Genomic DNA, 20,928 nt, shown 5'->3' with positions numbered 1-20,928 from the left:
GCGCTCACTCGCGCAGGCGCGCGCCGAACCGCTCGGCCGCGAGGGCGACCCCGCTCTCCTTCGCCTGCGTCGCCTCCGCCGCCGTCAGCGTCCGGTCGCTCGCTCGGAAGCGCAGTGCGAACGTGAGCGACTTCGTTCCCGGCTCGAGACCGGTCCCGCGATAGTCGTCGACGAGACGGATCGCCTCGAGCAGGTCGCCAGAGCCTTCGGCGAGGGCCGAGCGCACGTCTCCCGCCGCCACCTCGACCGGGACGACGACCGAGAGATCCTGGGTCGCGGCGGGGAGCGCACCGACCGGACGGGCGACGACGACGCGTCCCGCCCGCGCGATCAGCGGTTCGAGATCGAGCTCGACCACCGCGACGCGGCGCGGCAGGTCGAGGTCGTCGGCGAGCGCGGGGAGCAGCTCGCCCGCGTGGCCGACGGTAGCCCCGTCGAAGAGGACCTCCGCGGTCCGGCCCGGGTGCATCGCCGCATGCGAACCCTGTCGCAGCACGAGCTCGGTGCCGGTCGCGGCAGAGACTTCGCGCACGATGTCGAGCGCATCGCGCCAATCGGCGTCCCGGCTCGTCACGCCCGGCTGGCGCTCCAGGGCCGCGCCGGTCAGCAGCGCCGCGACGTGCAGCGGCTGGGGCGGGATGCCCGCGTCGAGGGCAGCCTCCACCGACGCCGAGGGCCGCACCCCGCCGAGCGGGAGCGTCGCGGAGCCGAAGGGGCGCCCCTTCTCGGGCAGGAACACCGAGCCGAGCTCGTAGATCGCGAGGTCGACGAGCCCGCGGGAGCGATTGCGTGCGGCGGCCTGCGCGAGTCCGGGCAGGAGCGAGATCCGGAGCTGCCCGGCGGTCGCGTCGAGCGGATTCGCGAGGGTCACCTGCTCCTGGGGCTCCCCCGTGACCGAGCCGAGCCGGTCGTTGAGCGCGCGCGACAGGAACGGGTAGGACAGGATCTCGGTCAGCCCGGAGGCGGCGAGCACCTGAGCGACCGTGCGGCGCAAGCGCTGGCCCGGGGTGAGCCCGCGTCCGGGAGGCGCGACGGGGAGGATCGCGGGGATGCGGTCGTAGCCGGTGATGCGGGCCACCTCCTCCGCGAGCGTCGCGCGATCGGTGAGATCGGGCCGCCAGCTCGGCGGGGTGACCAGCAGACCGGCTTCTCGTGCCTCGACGGAGGCGCCGATCTCGACGAGCGCGCCGCGGATCTCCTCCGGGGTGTAGTCCACCCCGATCAGGCCGGAGACGTAGCCGTCGGGCAGCGCGATCGGCTCGACCACGCGAAGGTCGGCGAGGGCTGAGCCGAGCTCGTCGGCGGTGCCTCCCGCCAGCTCGACCAAGAGCTGCACCGCGCGCGCGGCCGCGACGGGAGCGACCAACGGGTCGACTCCACGCTCGAAGCGTCGCGACGCCTCGCTCGGCAGCTTGTGCCGACGGGCGGTTCGGGCCACCGTGACGGGGTCGAAGTTGGCGGCCTCGATCAGGACATCGGAGGTGCCCGCCGAGATCTCGGTGCGCGCGCCTCCCATCACCCCGGCCAGGCCGATCGCGCCGCGGTCGTCAGCGATGACGAGGTCCTCGGCGTGCAGTCGCCTGGTCTGCCCGTCGAGGGTCTCGAGGGTCTCGCCCGAGACTGCGCGCCGCACCAGGATCCCGCCCTGGAGGGTCGCCAGGTCGTAGCCGTGCAGCGGCTGCCCGAGCTCGAACATGACGTAGTTGGTGATGTCGACGACCAGCGAGATCGAGCGGACGCCGGCGAGCCGAAGACGCGCCACCATCCACGGCGGTGTGGGCCGGGAGGTGTCCACGCCACGCACCACGCGGGTCACGAAGACAGAGGCGCCCACGCGAGCGCGGATCGGTGCCTCGTCGGCGATCGTCACCGGGAACACCGGTGCCGAGTCCTCTCGCTCCGGCGCAGCGACGGCCGCCGCCGGGTCGCGGAAGGCTGCTCCCGTCGCGTGCGCGTACTCGCGGGCAATGCCGCGGATCGAGAAGGCGTATCCGCGGTCGGGCGTCACATTGACCTCGACCGCAGCGTCGTCGAGTCCGAGGAGCGCGATCGCGTCGGCGCCCGGCTCCGGGTCCACGCCGAGGGTCGCCAGACGGAGGATGCCGTCATGGTCGTCGCCCAGGCCGAGCTCGCGGCTCGAAGCGATCATGCCGTCGGACACGTGACCGTACGTCTTCCGTGCCGAGATGGGGAACGGGCCGGGCAAGACCGCGCCCGGGAGGGTCACGACGACCTTGTCTCCGACGCCGAAGTTGTGGGCGCCGCAGACGATCCCGCGGACGTCCTCGCCTCCGTCGGCCGCTCGCGCGCCTTCCGGTGCCACTCGGACGCGGCACCAGTTGATCGTCTTGCCGTTCTTCTGCGGCTCGGGAGTGAGATCGAGCACCTGACCCACGACGACGGGGCCGGACACGTCGAAGCGATGCACGTCCTCCTCCTCGAGGCCGACCGACACGAGCGCCGCGTGCACGGCCTCGGTGGTCACCCCTTGCTCGAGGTCGACGTACTCGCCCAACCAGCTCAGCGGGATGCGCATCAGATCACCATCCCGTACTGCCCGCTGAAGCGGACGTCGCCCTCGACCATGTCACGCATGTCCTTCACGTCGTTGCGGAACATCAGGGTCCGCTCGATCCCCATGCCGAAAGCGAAACCGGAATACTCCTCCGGGTCGATTCCCGCTGCCCTGAGCACGTTCGGGTTGACCATTCCGCAGCCGCCCCACTCGATCCAGCGGGCGCCGCCGACGAAGGTGGGATGCCAGATGTCGAGCTCGGCGCTGGGCTCGGTGAAGGGGAAGTAGTTGGGGCGCAGGCGGATCCTTGCGTCCTCGCCGAAGAGGATGCGCGCGACGTGCTCGAGCGTGCCGCGAAGGTGCGCCATCGTCAGGCCGCGATCGACGGCGATGCCCTCGAACTGCGTGAAGACGGGCGTGTGGGTCGCGTCGAGCTCGTCGGTGCGGTAGACCCGCCCCGGCGCGATGACGTAGAGGGGAAGGGGACGCTCGAGCATCGAGCGGATCTGCACCGGCGAGGTGTGAGTCCGCAGCACCAGGTGGGAGTCGACCGGGTCGACGAAGAAGGTGTCCTGCATCGCGCGGGCCGGGTGGTCCTCGTCGAAGTTGAGGGCATCGAAGTTGAACCACTCGTTCTCGAGCTCCGGTCCCTCTGCGATCTCCCAGCCCATCCCGACGAACACGTCGGCGATCGACTCCTGGAGGAGCGAGAGCGGGTGGCGGGCCCCGCGACGGACGAAACTCGCCCCGGCCGTGACGTCGACGCGCTCGGCCTCGAGAGCGGCAGCCTCCTCGGCCTCGACCAGCTCGATCTCGCGGGCGGAGTAGGCGTCGCCGACCTGCTTGCGGGCGCCTCCCACGAGCTTGCCGGACGCGGCCTTGAGCTCGGGCGGCACCGCGCGCATCTGCGCGTTGAATCGCGCGAGCGTCGACCCTTCGCCCAGATGAGCCGCGCGGGCGGCCTTGAGAGCGGCGGAGTCGTGGGCCGCGCTGATCGCGGTGAGCGCCTCGGCGACGGCCGCCTCGACGGCCTCGTCGGTGATCGGGTTGCTGTCAGACACGGTTCCCCAGTGTAGGCGAGCCCCTGCCGCTCCCCTGCGCGACGGGCGGCCCGCCGGGGCAGAGGCCGTCGCCGGAGGTCGACGGCTCAGTCCTGAGCGGCAATCAGTTGCGTGTCCGTGGTCGCGCGAGCCGCGGGGTGCCCGCCGATCGTGCGTCCGCCGCGCCCGCTCCCGCCCTTCGTGCGGATCTCGATCCACTTCGCCAGTCCCGACAGCAGGAGGCAGATCCCGATGTAGATCGCTCCGATGACGAGGGCGGCGGGGATGATCGGGCTGTCGAGGCTCGACTGGTTGCCGAGATACTTCGCGTAGTAGAGGAGCTCGTTGTAGGTGATGATCGAGCCGAGCGCCGTGTCCTTCAGGGCGACGACGAGTTGCGCGATGATGACCGGCAGCATCGAGCGGATCGCCTGAGGGAAGAGGATGAGTCGCATCACGCCGGACTTCCGCAGGCCGATCGCATACCCCGCCTCCTTCTGGCCCCGCGGCAGGGCTTCGATGCCCGCCCGGAAGATCTCGGAGAAGACGGAGCCGTTGTAGAGCGTCAGCGCGATGACGACGGCGAGGTAGGGCGTGAGCTTGAGCCCGACGAACGGCAGACCGTAGTACATCAGCATCATCAGGATCAGCACGGGGATCGCACGGAAGAGCTCGATGAAGAGGGTGACGGGGATGCCGATCCAGCGACGGTCAGAGAGGCGCCCGACCGCGAGGAGGAGGCCGAGGACGAGGCTGGCAACGCCGGCCGTCGCGAAGGCGGCGAGCGTCTGGCCGAGCGCCCCGAAAATGCTCTGCCAGATGCGCGGATAGCCGAAGGCCCGCCACTTCGCGGCCGAGAACTGGCCGGATTCGGCGAAGCGCCAGAGCACGAACGCGACGATCGCGAGGAGGAGGAGCACGACGGCCACGCCGATGACACGGTTGCGGGCGACGGCGCGCGGTCCGGGGTTGTCGAAGAGGACGGAGCTCATCGGGCGACCCTCCACTTCTGCTCGAGACGGCGTTGGATCAGGGACAGCAGTGTCACGAGGATCACGAAGGCGAGCGCGACCCAGAGCACCACGATGAGGCTGTTCTCGCCGCGCTCGTTGAGCACGCGGACGATGGTGCCCGCCTCCGCGACCGAGAAGCCGGCGGCGACGGTCGTGTTCTTGAGCAGCGCGATCAGCACGCTCATGAGCGGAGGGATCACCGAGCGGAACGCCTGCGGCAGGACCACCTGGGTCATTGTGAGGCCGAAGTCGAGGCCGATGGCGCGCGCCGCCTCCGCCTGCCCGATCGGCACGGTATTGATGCCGGAGCGCAAGACCTCAGCGACATACGTGGCGGTGTAGAGGCTGAGCGCGCTGATGGCGAGGTTCGTGTAGCCGACATCCGGCAGGCCGAGCTTGGGATAGCCGAAGGCGAAGAAGAACATCAGCAGTGTCAGCGGAGTGTTGCGAACGGTGTTGACGTAGACGGTGCCGACGGCGCGTGCGATCGGCACCGGCGACACGCGCATCGCGCCGATGACGGTCCCGATGATCAGGGCGAAGACGAGCGAGACGGCGAACAGCAGCAGCGTGTTGCCGAAGGCAGGGACGAACACGTCGAGGTTGTTCAGCAGAACGTCCATGCGGCGGGCCCTTTCATCAGGGGGAGGGAGCGGTGAGCGCGGGAAGAACGGCCCCCGGACGGCGCGGACGCCGCCCGGGGCGCCTCCTAGTAGTCGTCGACCGCGGGCTGGGCGACCTTCGTGCCCGACTTGCCGAGCGTGGCGTCGTAGATGCTGGTCCAGGTGCTGCCGCCGTCCGTGAACATCGCGTTCACGAAGTGACGGAGCGCCGCATCGTCCTTCGGGAGGCCGACGCCGTAGCGCTCGGTGCTGAAGGGCTCGCCGACGACCTTGAGCTCCTCGGGGTTCTGTGCGGCGTAGCCGATGAGGATCGCGCCGTCGGTGGTGACCGCGTCGACCTGGCCGTCGCGCAGGGCATCGACACACTGCGAGTAGGTGTCGAACTCGACCGGCTTCACGTCAGGGTAGTTCGCGCGGATGTTCTGGATCGGGGTGGACCCGGTGGCCGAGCAGACGCTCACTCCGGCCGTGAGATCGTCCGGGCCGGTGATCGTCTCGTTGTCGGCTTTCACGAGCAACTGCTGGCCGGTCTCGAAGTAGGGACCGGCGAAGCCGACCTGGTCCTTGCGCTTGTCGGTGATCGAGTAGGAGCCGACGTAGTAGTCGATGTCGCCGTTCACGATCGCGGCCTCCCGGTTGGCGGAGGGGATCGCGGTGTAGTTGATCTTGTCGGCGGAGAAGCCGAGGGAGGCGGCGATCCACTTCGCGATCTCGATGTCGAAGCCGGAGCGCTCACCCGTCGCCGCGTCGAGGTAGCCGAGTCCGGGCTGGTCCTCCTTCACGCCGACCGTGACCGTTCCGTCGGACTTCATGGCGTCGAAGGTGGGGCTGCCCTCGAGGGTCACGTCGGAGGCGACCTCGTAGGTCGTCCCGCCCCCCGAGGCGCCCGGGTCGCCGGCGCAACCGGCGAGGGCGAGCGTCGCGGCGGCGAGGCCTGCGGTCATGAACATGAGCGTGGAGCGCATGATCGTCCTTCCTGGGTATGGCCCGCACGAGCGGGCGATGGTCGAGGTCTGATCCCGGTGGGGGCGACCCGTGTGCTGGCTTCGGGGACGGAGCGCTGTCTAGTGCGTGATGAGCTTCGAGAGGAAGTCCTTGGCCCGGTCGGTGCTGGGAGCGGTGAAGAACGACTCGGGGTCGGTGTCCTCGAGGATCTCGCCGTCGGCCATGAACACGACTCGATCAGCGGCCTTGCGGGCGAAGCCCATCTCGTGGGTGACGACGATCATCGTCATCCCGTCCTTGGCGAGGCCGACCATGACGTCGAGCACCTCGTTGATCATCTCGGGGTCGAGCGCCGAGGTCGGCTCGTCGAAGAGCATGACCTTGGGCTTCATCGCGAGGGCGCGAGCGATCGCGACGCGCTGCTGCTGCCCACCCGAGAGTTGCGCCGGGGTCTTGGAGGCCTGGTGGCCGACGCCGACCCGATCGAGCAGCGCGCGGGCCTGCGCCTCCGCCTCCTTGCGCGGGATCTTGCGCACCTTGATCGGCCCGAGGGTGACGTTCTCGAGGATCGTCTTGTGCGCGAAGAGATTGAACGACTGGAAGACCATGCCGACGTCGGCGCGCAGGGCGGCGAGGCCCTTCCCCTCCTCGGGCAGCATCTGGCCGTCGATCGAGATCGTGCCGCCCGAGATCGTCTCGAGACGGTTGATCGTTCGGCACAGCGTCGACTTGCCCGAGCCCGATGGGCCGAGGACGACGACGACTTCACCGCGGTGGACCGTGAGGTCGATGTCTTTCAGCGCTTGGAACTCGCCGTAGTGCTTCTGGACACCGTCGAGGACGACGAGAGGGTCACCGACGGGCGCGGAGGACCGCTCGTCCTGGGGAGCTGCAGCCATGCCGCCAGGCAAGCACACGGGAATGGGCAGGTCAAATCATGAGCGGATTCTTAACAAGGGCGTGACAATCGGGCCCTGTTCCCAGTCTCGCGCGCCTTTCGGGGCGAATCCTCTCAGGAACGCAGGGCGAAGGCGCTTTCGTAGAGACAGACGGAGGCGGCCGTCGCGAGGTTCAGCGACTCCGCCGCCCCATAGATCGGCACCGAGACGACGCCGTCGACGAGCTCGAGCGACTCGTCCTCGAGCCCCCTCGCCTCGTTGCCGAACACCCACACGGTCGGCTGGGCGAGGTCTCCGCGCGCCCGCACGGCGAGCAGATCCTCGCCTTTCACATCGGCCGCGACGGGACGCAATCCGGCTCCGCGGAGGCGCTGCAGGACGTCCGAGAGCTCGGCACCGACCGCGACGGGCAGATGGAAGAGCGATCCGGTCGTCGAACGGACCACCTTCGGGTTGTAGAGGTCGACGGAACGACCGGTGAGCACCACCGCGTCGGCTCCCGCAGCATCCGCGGCGCGCACGATGGTGCCGAGATTGCCCGGGTCACGCACCTCCTCAAGGACCGCGACGAGACGCGGGGAGGAGGCGACGATGTCCTTCAACGAGGTCGGGAACTGGCGGCAGACCGCCACGAAGCCCTGCGGGGTGACGGTGTCGGCCATCGCGTCGAGCACGTCCTCGGTGACGTACTCGATCTCGACCTCCGCCTCCTCGGCGGCGGCGACGATCTCGGGATGGCGCTCGAGAGCGGTCGGAGTCGCGAACGACTCGACGAGCAGCTCGGGACGGTACTGGAGCGCCTCCGACATGGCCTGCGGGCCCTCGAGCAAGAAGAGCCCCGTCTCCTGGCGAGCCGGACGCCGAGTGAGCTTGGCGACGGAGCGGACACGCGGAGAACGGGGGTTGTCGAGCATGCGTCGAGCCTATCGGCGCGCCCGGCGACCCCTCGGTCGACACGTCGCGCCATCGGGACTGCCGTGCCCGAAGTGCGACGACGGTCCGGGAACGACGAAGGGGGCCACGACCGAGGTCGTGACCCCCGTGTCGGGGAGCTGCGCGGACTACGCGGCCTTCGGGGCCGAGGTGTCGGCGGGAAGGGCGTTCTTCGCAGTCGCGACGAGCGCGGCGAAGGTCGCGGGCTCGGTGATCGCGAGGTCGGCGAGGATACGACGGTCGACCTGAACGCCCGCCAGGGCGAGGCCCTGAATGAAGCGGTTGTAGGTCAGGCCGTTCGCGCGCGACGCAGCGTTGATGCGCTGGATCCAGAGACGACGGAACTCGCCCTTCTTGGCGCGGCGGTCGCGGTACGAGTAGACGAGGGAGTGGGTGACCTGCTCCTTCGCCTTGCGGTAGAGGCGCGAACGCTGACCGCGGTAGCCCGACGCGCGCTCGAGGATGACGCGACGCTTCTTGTGGGCGTTGACGGCCCTCTTCACTCTTGCCATTGCTGTTTCTTCCTATCGATCCTGGTCGGTGAAGTAGCGGACTACTTGCCGAGAAGCTTCTTGGCGACCTTCGCGTCCTGCGGCGCGAGGACCTGGTCCTGGTTGAGGCGACGGGTGCGGACGCTGGACTTGGACTCCAGGTTGTGACGCATACCGGCCTGCTGCTTCATGACCTTGCCGGAGCCGGTCAGCTTGAAGCGCTTCTTGGCACCCGAGTGGGTCTTCATCTTGGGCATGTTCTCTCCTTGTGAACGTCACACCGCGCGCGGCGGGGCGAAACCGATGCCCCGCGAGCGGGGCGTCCACCGGCCCCGTGGCCGGGGCGGCGAAGTATCAGACGGACTCGGCGGCGGCCGACTCCTCGGGGGTGTTCGCCTCTCGGCGCGCGGCACGGACCGCGTTGGCCTCGGCCTTGGCCTCGGACTTGTTCTTCAGTGGGCCGATGACCATCACCATGTTGCGACCGTCGATGGTCGGGGTGGACTCGACCTGGCCGAACTCGGCGACATCCTCCGCGAAGCGCTGGAGGAGTCGGACGCCCATCTCGGGGCGAGACTGCTCGCGGCCGCGGAAGAGGATCATCGCCTTGACCTTGTCGCCGGCCTTGAGGAAGCCCTCGGCACGCTTGCGCTTCGTCTCGTAGTCGTGCTTGTCGATCTTCAGACGGAAACGGACCTCTTTGAGGATCGTGTTCGCCTGGTTGCGACGGGCTTCCTTGAGCTTCTGTGCCTGCTCGTACTTGAACTTCCCGTAGTCCATGATCTTGGCGACGGGAGGCTTCGAGTTGGGAGCAACCTCGACCAGATCCAGGTCTGCGTCCTGCGCGAGTCGCAGGGCGACCTCGATTTTCACGACGCCGACCTGTTCTCCGGCGGGACCCACGAGGCGGACCTCAGGGACGCGGATACGGTCGTTGGTACGGGGATCGCTGATTGCGTTTCTCCTCTGATCTCGGTGTGGCGGCTGCGCGGCCGGAGTGTCCTCCGGCGCACCCCGAGAGAGGTGATCGTCCCGTACGCGTCGTGCTCACAGCACATCGCTCGCACCCTCCGGCGCGGCTGCCGAGGCGGACCTCGGGAACCGCAACCCTGCCCCCTCCGGTCGTGACGACCATCGGAGGCGGAGTGCTTCAGACCCGGTAACCTTGTGAAGCGGTCAAGCGCGGGTGGGAGAATCTCCACTTTCGAAACCGAGGACGTGCCTCGGAGCCCGCATTACCTTAGCAGAATCCCGGCCCGAGCGACAGCGCCGGATGACCGGGGCGCCGCTTCCCCGCCGGAGAGCCTCCGGCCCCACCGAACGAAGGACCCATGGCCCAGTACGACGACGACTACGCGCGACGATTCGGCGACGACGCCTCCTCCGACCTGGACGCCGCTCGCGACATCGCCGAGGTTCCGGCTGTCGAGATCATCACCACCGCGGCCGTCCACCTGATGAGCGCCGCGGCCGTCAAGTGCGGCCTCGCCGACGAGCCCGGCGCTCAGGTCGACCTTGACGAGGCGCGCAAGCTCATCAACGCCCTCGCCGGCCTGGTCACCGCCGGGGCACCGGACATCAGCGACATGCACGCTCGGAGCCTGCGCGACGGCCTGCGGACCCTCCAGCTCGCGTTCCGGGAGGCGTCGCCCCTCCCCGACCCGATCGGCAAGGGCCCCGGAGAGAAGTGGACGGGCCCGGTCACCTGAGCCTCAGCTCGGCGGGGCCGCCACGAGCTGGAGGGTCATCGAGTCGACCCGCGCCGCGACGACCTCGTCAGCGGCCCACCCTTCGCCGAGCCGCGCGAGAAGCGCATGCAGCGCCTCCTCGTCGAGGCCGGGGCGCAGCTCGAGCGCGATGACGAGCTCGGCTCCGCGGAGGCGCTGCGCGGGATCGCCCGCGTGCACCGCGAGAGAGACCACCGCTTCCTCCCTGTCGGCGCCCGAGCGCAGCGCCGCGAGCACCTCGAGATCGCTCGGGCTCGAGCGCCACGGCGTCCCCTCCGCGATGGCCCACAGTGCGGGCCGCCGCACCACGAACTCGTGCTCGGAGGCGGGATCGAGGACCATCACCTCGGTGCCCTCGGCGACGGCCGCCACCGCCGCCCGTCGAGCGTCGACCGGGACGGGGCGCGCAGACGCGTCCCAGCGTCGCATCGCCTCCACACTGCTGAACACCGGCAGCACTGTGCGGCCATCGGGACCCGCGACCGTCACGATCGCGAGCTCCTGGCTCTTGTCGGCGCGGAGACCGTCCACGCCCTCCCCCTCCTCACCCAGATGGGCGACGAGGGGAATGAGCAGCCGGGCGTCCCGCAGGGCGTCCACGACCGCCTCCGGACCCGTCCTCCCGGTGCCGAACGCTGCCCACGCGCGGGCGAGCGCCTCCGGCGCGCTGCCGTCGTCGCCGGCCGCCGTGCTCGGCGAGAAGCGGCGCCCCGCCCACGGGGTGCCCGCCGAGTCGCTCAGGTGTGCGGGCAGCGACGGCGGCTCACTCGGAGGCGACATCCAGTGCCTCCGCGAGCGTGAACGCGCCCGCGTACAGCGCCTTGCCGACGATGGCGCCCTCCAGCCCCTGCGGGACCAGGTCGCGCAGCGCGGCGATGTCGTCGAGGCTCGAGATGCCTCCCGAGGCGATGACCGGGCGGTGCGTACGCGCCATGACCTGCTCGAGCAGCTCGAGGTTCGGGCCCCGGAGAGTGCCGTCCTTCGTCACGTCGGTCACGACGTAGCGGGTGCAGCCCGCTTCCTCGAGGCGGTCGAGGACCTGCCAGAGGTCGCCGCCCTCTTTGGTCCAGCCACGCGCGGCGAGCGTGGTGCCGCGGACGTCGAGGCCGACGGCGATCTGGTCGCCGTACTGCGCGATGACGCTCGCGGCCCACTCCGGGTTCTCGAGCGCCGCGGTGCCCAGGTTGATGCGCTTGGCGCCCGCGCTCAGCGCCGACTCGAGGCTTCGGTCGTCGCGGATGCCACCGGACAGCTCGACGTTGACGCCTTTGACCTGGCGGATGACCTTCTTCATGATGCCGTGGTTGTCGCCCCGACCGAAGGCGGCATCGAGATCGACGAGGTGGATCCACTCCGCGCCCTGGTCGGCCCAATCCCCGGCCGCGTCGATAGGGTCGCCGTAGTTGGTCTCCGTGCCAGCCTCGCCTTGCGTGAGCCGGACGGCCTTGCCGCCCGCCACGTCGATCGCCGGCAGGAGGACCAGGCCCGGGGCCTTGGTGAACTCGCTCATCGTCATCCTCAGTCTCGGAGCTGGTGCCGGCCGCTCGCGGCGCCGACCACCGGCCGATCCTAGTTCGTGCGGAGGCTGCCCAGCCAATTCGAGAGCAGGCGCAGGCCTGCGGCACCGGACTTCTCGGGATGGAACTGCGTCGCCATAAGCGGGCCGTTCTCGACAGCCGCGACGAACGGTCCGCCGTGATCGGCCCAGGTGACCGCTGGACGGGGGAACGGGGGCGTCACGTCGAGCGACCACTCCCGCGCCGCATAGGAGTGCACGAAATAGAAGCGCTCGTCGGCGATGCCGTCGAAGAGCACGGATCCGTTCGGCGCGGACACCGTGTTCCAGCCCATGTGCGGAACGACCGTCGCCGGAAGGAGGTCGACCGTGCCCGGCCACTCCCCCAGGCCCGCGCTCTCGACGTCGCGCTCGACCCCTCTCTCGAAGAGGACCTGCATCCCGACACAGATCCCCAGAACCGGACGTCCGCCGGCAAGGCGCTTCTCGATGATCTCCCCGCCGCGCGCGCGGTTGAGCGCCGACATCACCGCGTCGAACGCGCCGACCCCGGGTACCAGAAGGCCGTCGGCCTCGAGCGCGCGGTGACGGTCGCCGGTCAGCTCGACGTCGGCGCCCGCGAGCTCGAGCGCCTTGACCGCCGAGTGCACATTGCCGGAGCCGTAGTCGTAGACGACGACGGACGGACGGACCACGGTCACAGCGCGCCCTTGGTCGAGGGGATGCCGGCGACGAGCGGGTCGAACGCCTTCGCTTGGCGGAATGCGCGCGCGAACGCCTTGAACTCGGCCTCCGCGATGTGGTGCGGATCGCGGCCGCCCAGCACCGTGACATGCACGGTGAGGCCGGCGTTGAAGGCGATCGCCTCGAAGACGTGCCGGACCATCGATCCCGTGAAGTGGCCGCCGATCAAGTGAAGGGCGAACCCCTCCGGCTCGCCGGTGTGCACGAGGTAGGGACGTCCCGAGATGTCGACGACCGCCTGCACGAGCGCCTCGTCGAGCGGCACGAGCGCGTCGCCGAAGCGCGAGATGCCCGCTTTGTCGCCGAGCGCCTGCCTGATGGCCGTGCCGAGGACGATCCCGATGTCCTCCGCCGTGTGGTGGACGTCGATCTCGACGTCGCCCCGGGCTCGCACGGTGAGGTCGGTGAGAGAGTGCTTCGCGAACGCGGTGAGCAGGTGGTCGAAGAACGGCACACCGGTCTCGAGGTCCGCGATGCCTGTGCCGTCGAGGTCGATCGAGAGCTCGACGCTCGACTCGCTGGTGGCACGGCTGAGGGAGGCGGTACGCCCGGACACGGCGCTCGGGGAGGTCATGGATCAGAGTCTATTCGGGGCCATGCGCGCTCATGGGCGGGCGAGCCGGCCCTCCGCGACCCCTCCTTCGCGAGCCGACGCCGCCGCGGGATCGCGATCGGGCGCGGGGAGCGAGGCGAGCGCGTCGAGGAAAGCGGTCGTCTCCTCCGTCGTGCCCGCGCTCACCCGCAAGTGCCCGGCGATGCCAACATCGCGGATGAGCACTCCGCGCGCCAGGAGCGCCTCGAACGTGGCGTGCGGGTCGGCGACTCCCCCGAAGAGGACGAAGTTGCTGCCTGTCGCGTGCGGGCGGTAGCCGAGCGCGCGCAGACCATCGACCATGCGGTCACGCTGCTCGATGATCTCTCCGACCATCGCGAGCATCTCGTCGGCGTGTGCGAGCGCCGCGGTCGCGGCAGCCTGCGTCAGCGCGGAGAGGTGGTAGGGGAGGCGGACCAGCCGTAGCGCGTCGACCACGGCAGGATTGGCGGCGAGGTATCCCAAGCGCACTCCCGCGAAAGCGAAGGCCTTGCTCATCGTCCGCGAGATCAGGAGGCGTGGCCGCCCGTGCAGGAGGCTCAGCGCCGTCGGCGCCCCCGGACCGGCGAACTCGGCGTACGCCTCGTCCACGACGACGATGCCGTCGGTCGCGGCGTAGACCGCCGCGATGGTGTCGAGGTCGAGCGGAGTACCGGTCGGGTTGTTGGGGGCGCAGAGGAACACGACGTCGGGCTGAGCGCGACGGACCTGCTCCGCCGCATAAGAGGCTCCGACCACGAAGTCGGCTTCACGTTCGATCGGGACCCACGAGGTGCCGCTGGCCGAGGCGAGGATCGAGTACATCGAGTACGTGGGGGTGAAGCCGAGCACGGAGCGGCCCGGGCCTCCGAAGGCTTGGAGCACGTGCTGCAGCACCTCGTTCGAGCCGTTGGCGGCCCAGATGTTCGTGGCGGTGAGCCCGTGACCGACGTATCGGGCGAGAGCTTCACGCAGCTCGAGGAACTCACGGTCCGGGTAGCGGTTGACGCTCCGCAGGGCGACGGAGACCCGCGAGACGATATCGGCGATCACGTCATCCGGAATCGGATGGGTGTTCTCGTTGACGTTCAGTGCCACCGGGACGGTCGCCTGCGGTGCGCCGTAGGGCTCCTTGCCTCGAAGGTTGTCGCGGAGAGGAAGGTCGTCGAGAGTCGTCACCAGGAGATGCTAGCGAAACGACTCAGGCCGACACACGACTCGGGCCGACACACGACTCAGGCCGACAGCGGCAGCAGGCCATGGCGCACCCCGAGGAGGGTGTCAGCCGGCCGGAGCGTACTGCGCGGGGATCGCGAGCCGCTGGCCGGGCTCGAGGCAGGCGCTCTGAAGCTGATTGAGGGAGACGATGTCGTCCACGACGTCACGCGGATCCGCATGCGGCGCGAGGGTCTCGGCGAGCGACCAGAGCGACTCACCCGCGTGCACGGTGACGTACGGGAAGTCGGCGACCACTGCATCGCTCGAGGCGACGGCGCCTCCACCGTTGAGACCGAGAACGAACGCGCCCGCGATGATCGGCAGCGCGGCAAGCGCCCCGAGGACGACCCGGCCGCGGCGCGTCAGGCGGAGTCGGGTGCGGGCCGCTCGCGCACCTTCGCGCGCAGCGTCGGCGGAGTTCAGGCGGGCGCTCAGCGGCAGGGGCTCGCTCGAGCGGATGGGCTGGACGGTCGTCATACTCGCGGTCATGGGGATCGCTCCTCTCAGGAGGGACTCGGGACGGACTCGGCCGAGAGGCCGTCCCGAATCTCTGTTCCGAATATATCTTCGAATCACTCGTTCGGCAACTCGTCGAAGCACCTGGCTGAGCCTTGTGGCGCGAGACGAGCACGACACACTCGAACGAATGTTTCGAACGGGCCGCTCCACCGGATACAGTTTCGAGTGCCCAGGAGTAGTAGAGCAGCGACCACCGACATTCGACGTCGGTGCGCCTGCCGGGCTGGTGCGCACGCGGAGTGCGCGCCGAGAGAGGGATCATCGTGAGCGACGCGCAGACGCCCGAGACGACGCCGGCGGCACCGTCTCCCGCAGCATCGGGGAGCCGAGCGGCGAAAGCGGGCACGAAGGCGACCGCGGGCCGACGTCGCAAGAACCTGAGCGCCAAGCAGCTCGCCATCCTCGACGCCATCCAACGCTCCGTCGCGAGCCGCGGTTATCCGCCGAGCATGCGCGAGATCGGTGACGCCGTCGGGCTCGCCTCGCTCTCGAGCGTGACCCACCAGCTCAACCAGCTCGAGCTCAGCGGCTACCTCCGTCGCGACCCCAACCGGCCGCGCGCGCTCGAGATCCTCATCGACGTGCCGAGCTCGACCGAGGACGACGGCTCTTTCGAGTCGACCGCCACGGTCGCCGATGCCGCGATGGTGCCGCTCGTCGGCCGCATCGCCGCGGGCGTGCCCATCACGGCAGACCAGCAGGTCGACGAGGTGTTCCCCCTCCCCCGTCAGCTCGTCGGCAAGGGCGAGCTGTTCATGCTCAAGGTCGTCGGAGAGTCGATGATCGACGCGGCGATCTGCGATGGAGACTGGGTCGTCGTCCGAGCACAGCGCACCGCCGAAAACGGCGAGATCGTCGCGGCGATGCTCGACGGCGAGGCGACGGTGAAGGTGTTCCGCCAACGCGACGGCCACACCTGGCTCCTGCCGCGCAACTCCAACTTCGAACCGATCTTGGGCGACGAGGCCGAGGTGCTCGGCAAGATCGTCGCGGTGCTGCGCTCCGTCTAACGCGTCGAGACGCCTGTCATGAACGCAGATGGGGGCGGCCGGCGTCGACCGTCCGCCCCCATCATCGCGTCAGACGCGCGCGGGCTCCTCGAGCGCCGAGCGGGCCGCCTCGGTGGCGGCGACCATCGAACGCAGCGACGCGACCGTCTCCTCGTACCCGCGGGTCTTCAGGCCGCAGTCGGGGTTGATCCAGAGCTGGCGGGCGGGGATGCGCTCGAGCGCGGTCGCGATGAGCTCGGCGACCTCCTCCTCGCTGGGCACGCGCGGCGAGTGGATGTCGTAGACGCCCGGACCGATGCCGCGCGAGAAGCCGGAACGTTCGATGTCGTGCACGACATCCATCCGCGAGCGCGCCGCCTCGATGCTCGTCACATCGGCGTCGAGCTGATCGATCGCGTCGATGACCACCCCGAACTCGGAGTAACAGAGGTGGGTGTGCACCTGCGTCGCGGTCGCGGCGCCCGCCGTCGCGAGCCGGAACGAGCCGACCGACCACTCGAGGTAGGCGGGCTGCGCGGCAGTCTCGAGCGGCAACAGCTCTCGTAGCGCCGGCTCGTCGACCTGAACGAGGCGGATGCCGGCGCGCTCGAGATCGGCGATCTCGTCCCGCAGGCTCAACGCCACCTGCTCCGCGGTCTCGGCGAGCGGCTGGTCGTCGCGCACGAACGACCACGCGAGGATCGTCACCGGCCCGGTGAGCATCCCCTTGACGGGCCTCTCGGTGAGCGACTGGGTATAGCGCGACCACTCCACCGTGATCGGCGCCGGGCGCGAGACGTCACCCCACAGCAGCGACGGCCGGGTGCAGCGGCTGCCGTACGACTGCACCCAGCCGTTCCGGGTCACCGCGAAGCCGTCGAGGTTCTCGGCGAAGTACTGCACCATGTCGTTGCGCTCGGGCTCGCCGTGCACGAGCACGTCGAGCCCGATCTCCTCCTGGAGGCGCACGACGCGCTCGATCTCGGCGCGCATGCGATCGTCGTACTGCTCGGCGGTGAGCTCGCCGCGGGCGACGCCGGCGCGCGCGGCGCGGATCTCGCGGGTCTGCGGGAAGGAGCCGATCGTCGTCGTGGGCAGCAGGGGCAGGCCGAGGGCCGCCTCCTGAGCGGCGAGCCGCTCCTCGGCCGGCGCGCGACGGTAGTCCTCGGGACGCAGCGCCGCGGTGCGCTGACGGACTGCTCCGTCGCGCACGCCGGGTGCCGAGCGGCGGTCGGCGAGCGCCTCCTCGGCCGCGCGGAGCTCCGCTTCGACCACCTCACGACCCTCGTCGAGGCCGCGTGCGACCACCGAGATCTGCTCCACCTTCTGGTCGGCGAAGGCGAGCCATGAGGCGAGGCGCGGGTCGAGCTCGGGCTCGTCCGCGACGTCGTGCGGCACATGGAAGAGCGAGGTCGAGGTCGAGACCGCGACGTTCACCCCGCGCTCGCGCAGCGCCTCCGCCTTGGCCAGAGCTGCCGAGAGATCTCCGCGCCACACGTTGTGGCCGTCGATGACCCCCGCCACCAGCACGGTGCCGTCGAGGCCGTCGGTGTCGGCGGGCGCCGCGCCCTTGACGAGGTCGACGCCGATCGCGTCCACCTCCGTGGCGGCGAGCACAGGGAGGGCATCGCCGAGGTCGCCGTAGGGCGCCGCGACGAAGATCGCGGGGCGCGCGGCCGCCGAGCCCAGGACTCCGTACGCCTCAGCCGTCGCCTCCAGGATGCGTTCGCGTGCGACACCGAGCGACTCCGAGACGAGGGCCGGCTCGTCGAGCTGCACCCAGTCGGCACCGGCCTCGCGCAAGCGAGCGAGGAGCTTCACGTAGACCGGGAGCAGCTCGGCGAGACGCGAGAGCGGCTGGAAGCCCGCGGGGGCGACCTCGCTCGGCTTCGCGAGGAGGAGGTAGGTGACCGGGCCGACCAGGACGGGCCTCGTCGTGAAACCGGCGGCACGCGCCTCTTCGACCTCTCGCACGCGACGGGTGTCTGCAAGCGAAAACACCGTCTCGGGCCCGATCTCGGGCACGAGGTAGTGGTAGTTGGAATCGAACCACTTCGTCATCTCGAGCGGTGCACGCTCGCCGTCGCCGCGAGCGAGTGTGAAGGCACCCGCGAGATCGAGCGAGCCGTCGACGACGAGATCGGCGAAACGCTCGGGCACGGCACCGACCGCGAGGGTCGTGTCGAGCACCTGATCGTAGAACGAGTGTGCCTCGGGAATCGACGAGTCGCTGCGGCCGAGACCGAGCCCGAGGAGGCGCTCACGGGTGACGGCCCGCAGCTCGGCCGCGGTCGCCTCGAGCTGCTCGGCGTCGATCGTCCCCGCCCAGAAGGCCTCCACGGCCTTCTTGAGCTCGCGTCGACGCCCGATGCGCGGATAGCCGAGAACGGTTCCGGTGGGGAAAGCGGGTGCAGTGGTGCTCATACGGTTCTCTCCGAGATAGGGGTGGTGGATGCGGGAGTCGTGAGGGCGGGAGCGGCGGGAACGAGCCCGCTCGCCTCCAGCACGGCCAGGACCGCCTCGTGGCGGTTGAAGGCGTACAGGTGGACGGCGGGCGCCCCGCCTGCAACGAGCGTGCGCACGAGCTCGGAGGCGTGGTCGATGCCGATCCGCTCGCGGGCCTCGTCGTCCGGCTCGATGTCGAGGGCTATCGCCAACTCGGCCGGCAGGTCCTCGCCGCTCAGCTCGAGCATTCGACGGAGCCGTGCCGGGCTGGTCACCGGCATGATGCCCGGGATGATGGGCATCCGGACCCCGGCGGCGCGCGCCCGCTCGACGAAGCGCAGGTAGTCGGCGGCGTGGAAGAAGAGCTGCGTGATCGCGAAGGCGGCACCGGCCGCCTCCTTGGCGAGGAGCGTGTCGATGTCCTGCGTGGTGGAGCGTGAGCGCGGGTGGCCGTTGGGGAAGGCCGCGACGGCGACCTGGGCGCGAGGGCGAGCGGCGACGTCCACCCGCTCGGCGTGCTCGGCCCCCGGCACGGGCACCGCGCTGTAAGGCTGACGTTCGGCCTGCACGCGATGGATGAGCTGCACGAGCTCGGCGGCGCTGCCCAGCTCGCCCAGGAAGGGCTCCCCCTCGGCGACTCCCTCCGGCGCGTCGCCCCGGAGCGCGAGGAAGCGCGTCACTCCCGCCTCGAGGAACTCGTGGACGAGCCGGCTCGCCTCAGCGTGGCTCGAGCCGACGCAGGTGAGGTGCGCGAGCGCGTCCGTTCCGGTGTGCTCTTGCAGATACCGCAAAATCTCGAGGGAGGCGCTACGCGAGGAGCCGCCCGCGCCGTAGGTCACGGAGATGAACGAGGGGCCAGCTGCCGCGAGCTGATCGACCGTGTGCAGCAGGGCCGCTGTTCCGGCGGGCGTGCGCGGCGGGTAGACCTCGAACGAGAAAGGGACGCGACGACAGTCGGGCTCCGCGGCGGAATCGGGGGCTGGCGTCGACACGGCTGTCCCTCCGTCGGTTCTCGAACGGGGCGGATGCCGCCCCGGGCGCCGCACGACGCCTCGCCGACCACAGTAGGAACGACTTCCGACACCGTCGATCCGTGTGACGCGAGATGTACTCAGATGACGCCGGATGACACCCTACGGGTGGAGGGCCGGCGATGCGCGACCCCCGATCGGGAGCCGCGCACCGCGTGTGCTAGGCGTCCAGCGCCGCGGCCGGTGCGGCGAACTCCGCGAGAGCGCCTGCGAGGTCGGCATGCACGAGGGCCGTCACCCGCGTTCCGCCCTCGACGTACTGCGTAGAGAGGATCCGACCGCTCCGGTGCAGCTGCGAGACCACATCGCCGCGGTCGTAGGGAACCAGCAGTTCGATCTCGATGTCGGGCTCGGGCAGGATCTCGGCGATCCTCGCTTGGAGCTCGTCGATCCCCTCGCCGCTGCGCGCCGAGACGAACACCGCGTCCGGAGCGAGACCGCGCAGCACGAGCCGCGTGCCCTCGTCGACCAGGTCGGCCTTGTTGAACGCGATGATCTCGGGGATGCCGCGCGCGCCGACCTCGCCGATGACGTCGTGGACCGTCGCCATCTGACCCGCCGGATCCGGGTGGGAGGCATCGACGACGTGGACGATGACGTCCGAGTCGGCGACCTCCTCGAGCGTCGATCGGAACGCCTCCACGAGCTGGTGCGGAAGCGCCCTCACGAAGCCGACGGTGTCGGCGAGCGTGTAGAGGCGGCCGTCGCTCGTCTGCGATTTGCGCACGGTCGCGTCCAGCGTCGCGAACAGGGCGTTCTCGACAAGCACACCCGCGTGTGTCATCCGATTGAGGAGGCTCGATTTTCCGGCGTTCGTGTAGCCGGCGATCGCGACGGAGGGGACCGCATGGCGCTTGCGGTTGGCGCGCTTCGCCTCCCGGGCCGGCTTCATGGCCGTGATCTGCTTGCGGAGGCGCGCCATCCGCGTGTGGATGCGGCGCCGGTCGAGCTCGATCTTGGTCTCACCCGGCCCGCGCGAGCCCATTCCCGCTCCCGCGCCTACCTGGCCTCCGGCCTGCCGCGACATCGACTCGCCCCATCCGCGGAGCCTCGGCAGGAGGTATTCGAGCTGCGCGAGTTCGACCTGCGCCTTGCCCTCGCGGCTCTTGGCGTGCTGGCTGAAGATGTCGAGGATCACCGCGGTGCGGTCGATCACCTTCACCTTCACGACGTCCTCGAGCGCACGCCGCTGACTGGGTGCGAGTTCGGTGTCGGCGATGACCGTGTCGGCGCCGAGGGCCGCGACGAGGGCCGCGAGTTCCTGCGCCTTGCCCTTGCCGAGGTATGTGCTCGGATCGGGGTGGGGGCGTCGCTGGAGCAGCCCGTCGAGGACGGTCGCGCCCGCGGTCTCGGCCAGGGCGGCGAGCTCGCGGAGCGAGTTCTCGGCGTCGTCGAGGGAGTTTTGCGCATAGATGCCGATCAGCACGACGTTCTCGAGGCGAAGTTGGCGGTACTCGACCTCCGTGACGTCCTCGAGTTCGGTCGAGAGACCGGCGACCCGACGCAGCGCCTGTCGGTCCTCACGGTCGAACTGGTCTCCGTCGGCGCCGTCGCCGTCGTGTCCGGCGCTCTGCAGCGCCTGCGCTCCGCCCGCGACGAAGCGTGAGTACCCGGCCGAACGCGACTGCGCGTTGGCCAGGACCCTCGAGACCACGTCCACGGCCTCGGTCGTGTCGGTCTCGTTCAGGTCTTCCGTCATCCGGATAACA

At 70.0% G+C, this 20,928-nt stretch carries 21 protein-coding genes; 2 read left to right on the top strand and 19 right to left on the bottom strand.

Translation table 11 applies throughout. The features are described from left to right. Positions 1–4: 4 nt before the first annotated feature. The 10 genes from pheT to infC all read right to left on the bottom strand — a co-directional run bounded on the left by pheT (position 5) and on the right by infC (position 9,362). Complete coding sequence (gene pheT, locus ITJ45_RS13800) at positions 5–2,536, bottom strand: phenylalanine--tRNA ligase subunit beta (protein ID WP_194610883.1); 2,532 nt, start codon at positions 2,534–2,536, stop codon at positions 5–7. Beyond that, a complete protein-coding gene (gene pheS, locus ITJ45_RS13795; RefSeq protein ID WP_194610885.1) occupies positions 2,536–3,576 on the bottom strand; it encodes a phenylalanine--tRNA ligase subunit alpha in 1,041 nt (346 codons plus the stop codon). The genes pheT and pheS overlap by 1 nt, the downstream gene beginning before the upstream one ends. Positions 3,577–3,662: 86 nt before the next feature. Then, positions 3,663–4,547 carry an amino acid ABC transporter permease gene (locus ITJ45_RS13790; RefSeq protein ID WP_194610887.1) on the bottom strand — a complete coding sequence of 295 codons (885 nt, stop codon included), beginning with the start codon at positions 4,545–4,547 and terminating at the stop codon, positions 3,663–3,665. Then, positions 4,544–5,191, bottom strand: coding sequence for an amino acid ABC transporter permease (locus ITJ45_RS13785; RefSeq protein WP_194610889.1), 648 nt, complete (start codon positions 5,189–5,191; stop codon positions 4,544–4,546). Before ITJ45_RS13785 ends, ITJ45_RS13790 begins: the two co-directional genes overlap by 4 nt. Positions 5,192–5,277: 86 nt before the next feature. Next, positions 5,278–6,156 carry a glutamate ABC transporter substrate-binding protein gene (locus ITJ45_RS13780; protein ID WP_194610891.1) on the bottom strand — a complete coding sequence of 293 codons (879 nt, stop codon included), beginning with the start codon at positions 6,154–6,156 and terminating at the stop codon, positions 5,278–5,280. 99 nt (positions 6,157–6,255) lie between these two features. Beyond that, on the bottom strand, positions 6,256–7,035 hold the full coding sequence (locus tag ITJ45_RS13775) for an amino acid ABC transporter ATP-binding protein (protein ID WP_194610893.1): 780 nt from the start codon (positions 7,033–7,035) through the stop codon (positions 6,256–6,258). 113 nt (positions 7,036–7,148) lie between these two features. Next, positions 7,149–7,949, bottom strand: a complete 801-nt coding sequence (locus tag ITJ45_RS13770; RefSeq protein ID WP_194610896.1) for a TrmH family RNA methyltransferase — start codon at positions 7,947–7,949, stop codon at positions 7,149–7,151. 147 nt (positions 7,950–8,096) lie between these two features. Then, positions 8,097–8,480 (bottom strand): 50S ribosomal protein L20, encoded by a 384-nt coding sequence (gene rplT, locus ITJ45_RS13765; protein ID WP_194610898.1) that lies wholly within the window; start codon positions 8,478–8,480, stop codon positions 8,097–8,099. A 41-nt stretch (positions 8,481–8,521) separates the two neighbouring features. Next, positions 8,522–8,716: a 50S ribosomal protein L35 gene (gene rpmI / locus ITJ45_RS13760; protein WP_194610900.1), complete on the bottom strand. Its 195-nt coding sequence runs from the start codon at positions 8,714–8,716 to the stop codon at positions 8,522–8,524. Between the two features lie 97 nt (positions 8,717–8,813). After that, complete coding sequence (gene infC, locus ITJ45_RS13755; protein WP_416365305.1) at positions 8,814–9,362, bottom strand: translation initiation factor IF-3; 549 nt, start codon at positions 9,360–9,362, stop codon at positions 8,814–8,816. Between the two features lie 428 nt (positions 9,363–9,790). Here infC and ITJ45_RS13750 point away from each other — a divergent pair, with 428 nt between their 5' ends. After that, positions 9,791–10,168 carry a DUF1844 domain-containing protein gene (locus ITJ45_RS13750; RefSeq protein WP_194610901.1) on the top strand — a complete coding sequence of 126 codons (378 nt, stop codon included), beginning with the start codon at positions 9,791–9,793 and terminating at the stop codon, positions 10,166–10,168. A 3-nt stretch (positions 10,169–10,171) separates the two neighbouring features. Here the strand turns inward: ITJ45_RS13750 and ITJ45_RS13745 are convergent, their stop codons facing one another. The 6 genes from ITJ45_RS13745 to ITJ45_RS13720 form a co-directional block, all read right to left on the bottom strand. Continuing rightward, positions 10,172–10,966: an SseB family protein gene (locus ITJ45_RS13745; protein ID WP_194610903.1), complete on the bottom strand. Its 795-nt coding sequence runs from the start codon at positions 10,964–10,966 to the stop codon at positions 10,172–10,174. Beyond that, complete coding sequence (gene priA / locus ITJ45_RS13740; protein WP_194610905.1) at positions 10,950–11,696, bottom strand: bifunctional 1-(5-phosphoribosyl)-5-((5-phosphoribosylamino)methylideneamino)imidazole-4-carboxamide isomerase/phosphoribosylanthranilate isomerase PriA; 747 nt, start codon at positions 11,694–11,696, stop codon at positions 10,950–10,952. The genes ITJ45_RS13745 and priA overlap by 17 nt, the downstream gene beginning before the upstream one ends. Positions 11,697–11,755: 59 nt before the next feature. Beyond that, a complete protein-coding gene (gene hisH / locus ITJ45_RS13735; protein ID WP_194611023.1) occupies positions 11,756–12,397 on the bottom strand; it encodes an imidazole glycerol phosphate synthase subunit HisH in 642 nt (213 codons plus the stop codon). Positions 12,398–12,399: 2 nt separating this feature from the next. Continuing rightward, a complete protein-coding gene (hisB, locus tag ITJ45_RS13730; protein ID WP_194610907.1) occupies positions 12,400–13,020 on the bottom strand; it encodes an imidazoleglycerol-phosphate dehydratase HisB in 621 nt (206 codons plus the stop codon). 30 nt (positions 13,021–13,050) lie between these two features. After that, positions 13,051–14,196 (bottom strand): histidinol-phosphate transaminase, encoded by a 1,146-nt coding sequence (locus tag ITJ45_RS13725; RefSeq protein WP_194610909.1) that lies wholly within the window; start codon positions 14,194–14,196, stop codon positions 13,051–13,053. A gap of 102 nt (positions 14,197–14,298) precedes the next feature. After that, entirely contained in the window at positions 14,299–14,724 is a 426-nt protein-coding gene (locus ITJ45_RS13720; protein ID WP_194610911.1) for a LysM peptidoglycan-binding domain-containing protein, read from the bottom strand. 407 nt (positions 14,725–15,131) lie between these two features. On the opposite strand from ITJ45_RS13720, the gene lexA reads away from it, so the two are divergent. Continuing rightward, positions 15,132–15,764 (top strand): transcriptional repressor LexA, encoded by a 633-nt coding sequence (lexA, locus tag ITJ45_RS13715; protein ID WP_228493994.1) that lies wholly within the window; start codon positions 15,132–15,134, stop codon positions 15,762–15,764. A gap of 69 nt (positions 15,765–15,833) precedes the next feature. On the opposite strand, the gene metE is transcribed toward lexA, so the two are convergent. The 3 genes from metE to hflX all read right to left on the bottom strand — a co-directional run bounded on the left by metE (position 15,834) and on the right by hflX (position 20,918). Then, a complete protein-coding gene (metE, locus tag ITJ45_RS13710; RefSeq protein ID WP_194610915.1) occupies positions 15,834–18,167 on the bottom strand; it encodes a 5-methyltetrahydropteroyltriglutamate--homocysteine S-methyltransferase in 2,334 nt (777 codons plus the stop codon). Continuing rightward, the gene (locus tag ITJ45_RS13705) at positions 18,164–19,180 is read right to left on the bottom strand and encodes a methylenetetrahydrofolate reductase (protein ID WP_194610918.1); all 1,017 of its coding nucleotides are present in this window, start codon (positions 19,178–19,180) and stop codon (positions 18,164–18,166) included. The genes metE and ITJ45_RS13705 overlap by 4 nt, the downstream gene beginning before the upstream one ends. A gap of 199 nt (positions 19,181–19,379) precedes the next feature. After that, positions 19,380–20,918 carry a GTPase HflX gene (gene hflX, locus ITJ45_RS13700; protein WP_194610920.1) on the bottom strand — a complete coding sequence of 513 codons (1,539 nt, stop codon included), beginning with the start codon at positions 20,916–20,918 and terminating at the stop codon, positions 19,380–19,382. Between the last annotated feature and the right edge of the window lie 10 nt (positions 20,919–20,928).

The organism is Rathayibacter sp. VKM Ac-2879 (genome assembly GCF_015351245.1).
GTDB lineage: Bacteria > Actinomycetota > Actinomycetes > Actinomycetales > Microbacteriaceae > Rathayibacter.
The sequence above is the reverse complement of the archived record's forward strand: the minus strand, read 5'-3'. Positions and strand labels throughout refer to the sequence as shown.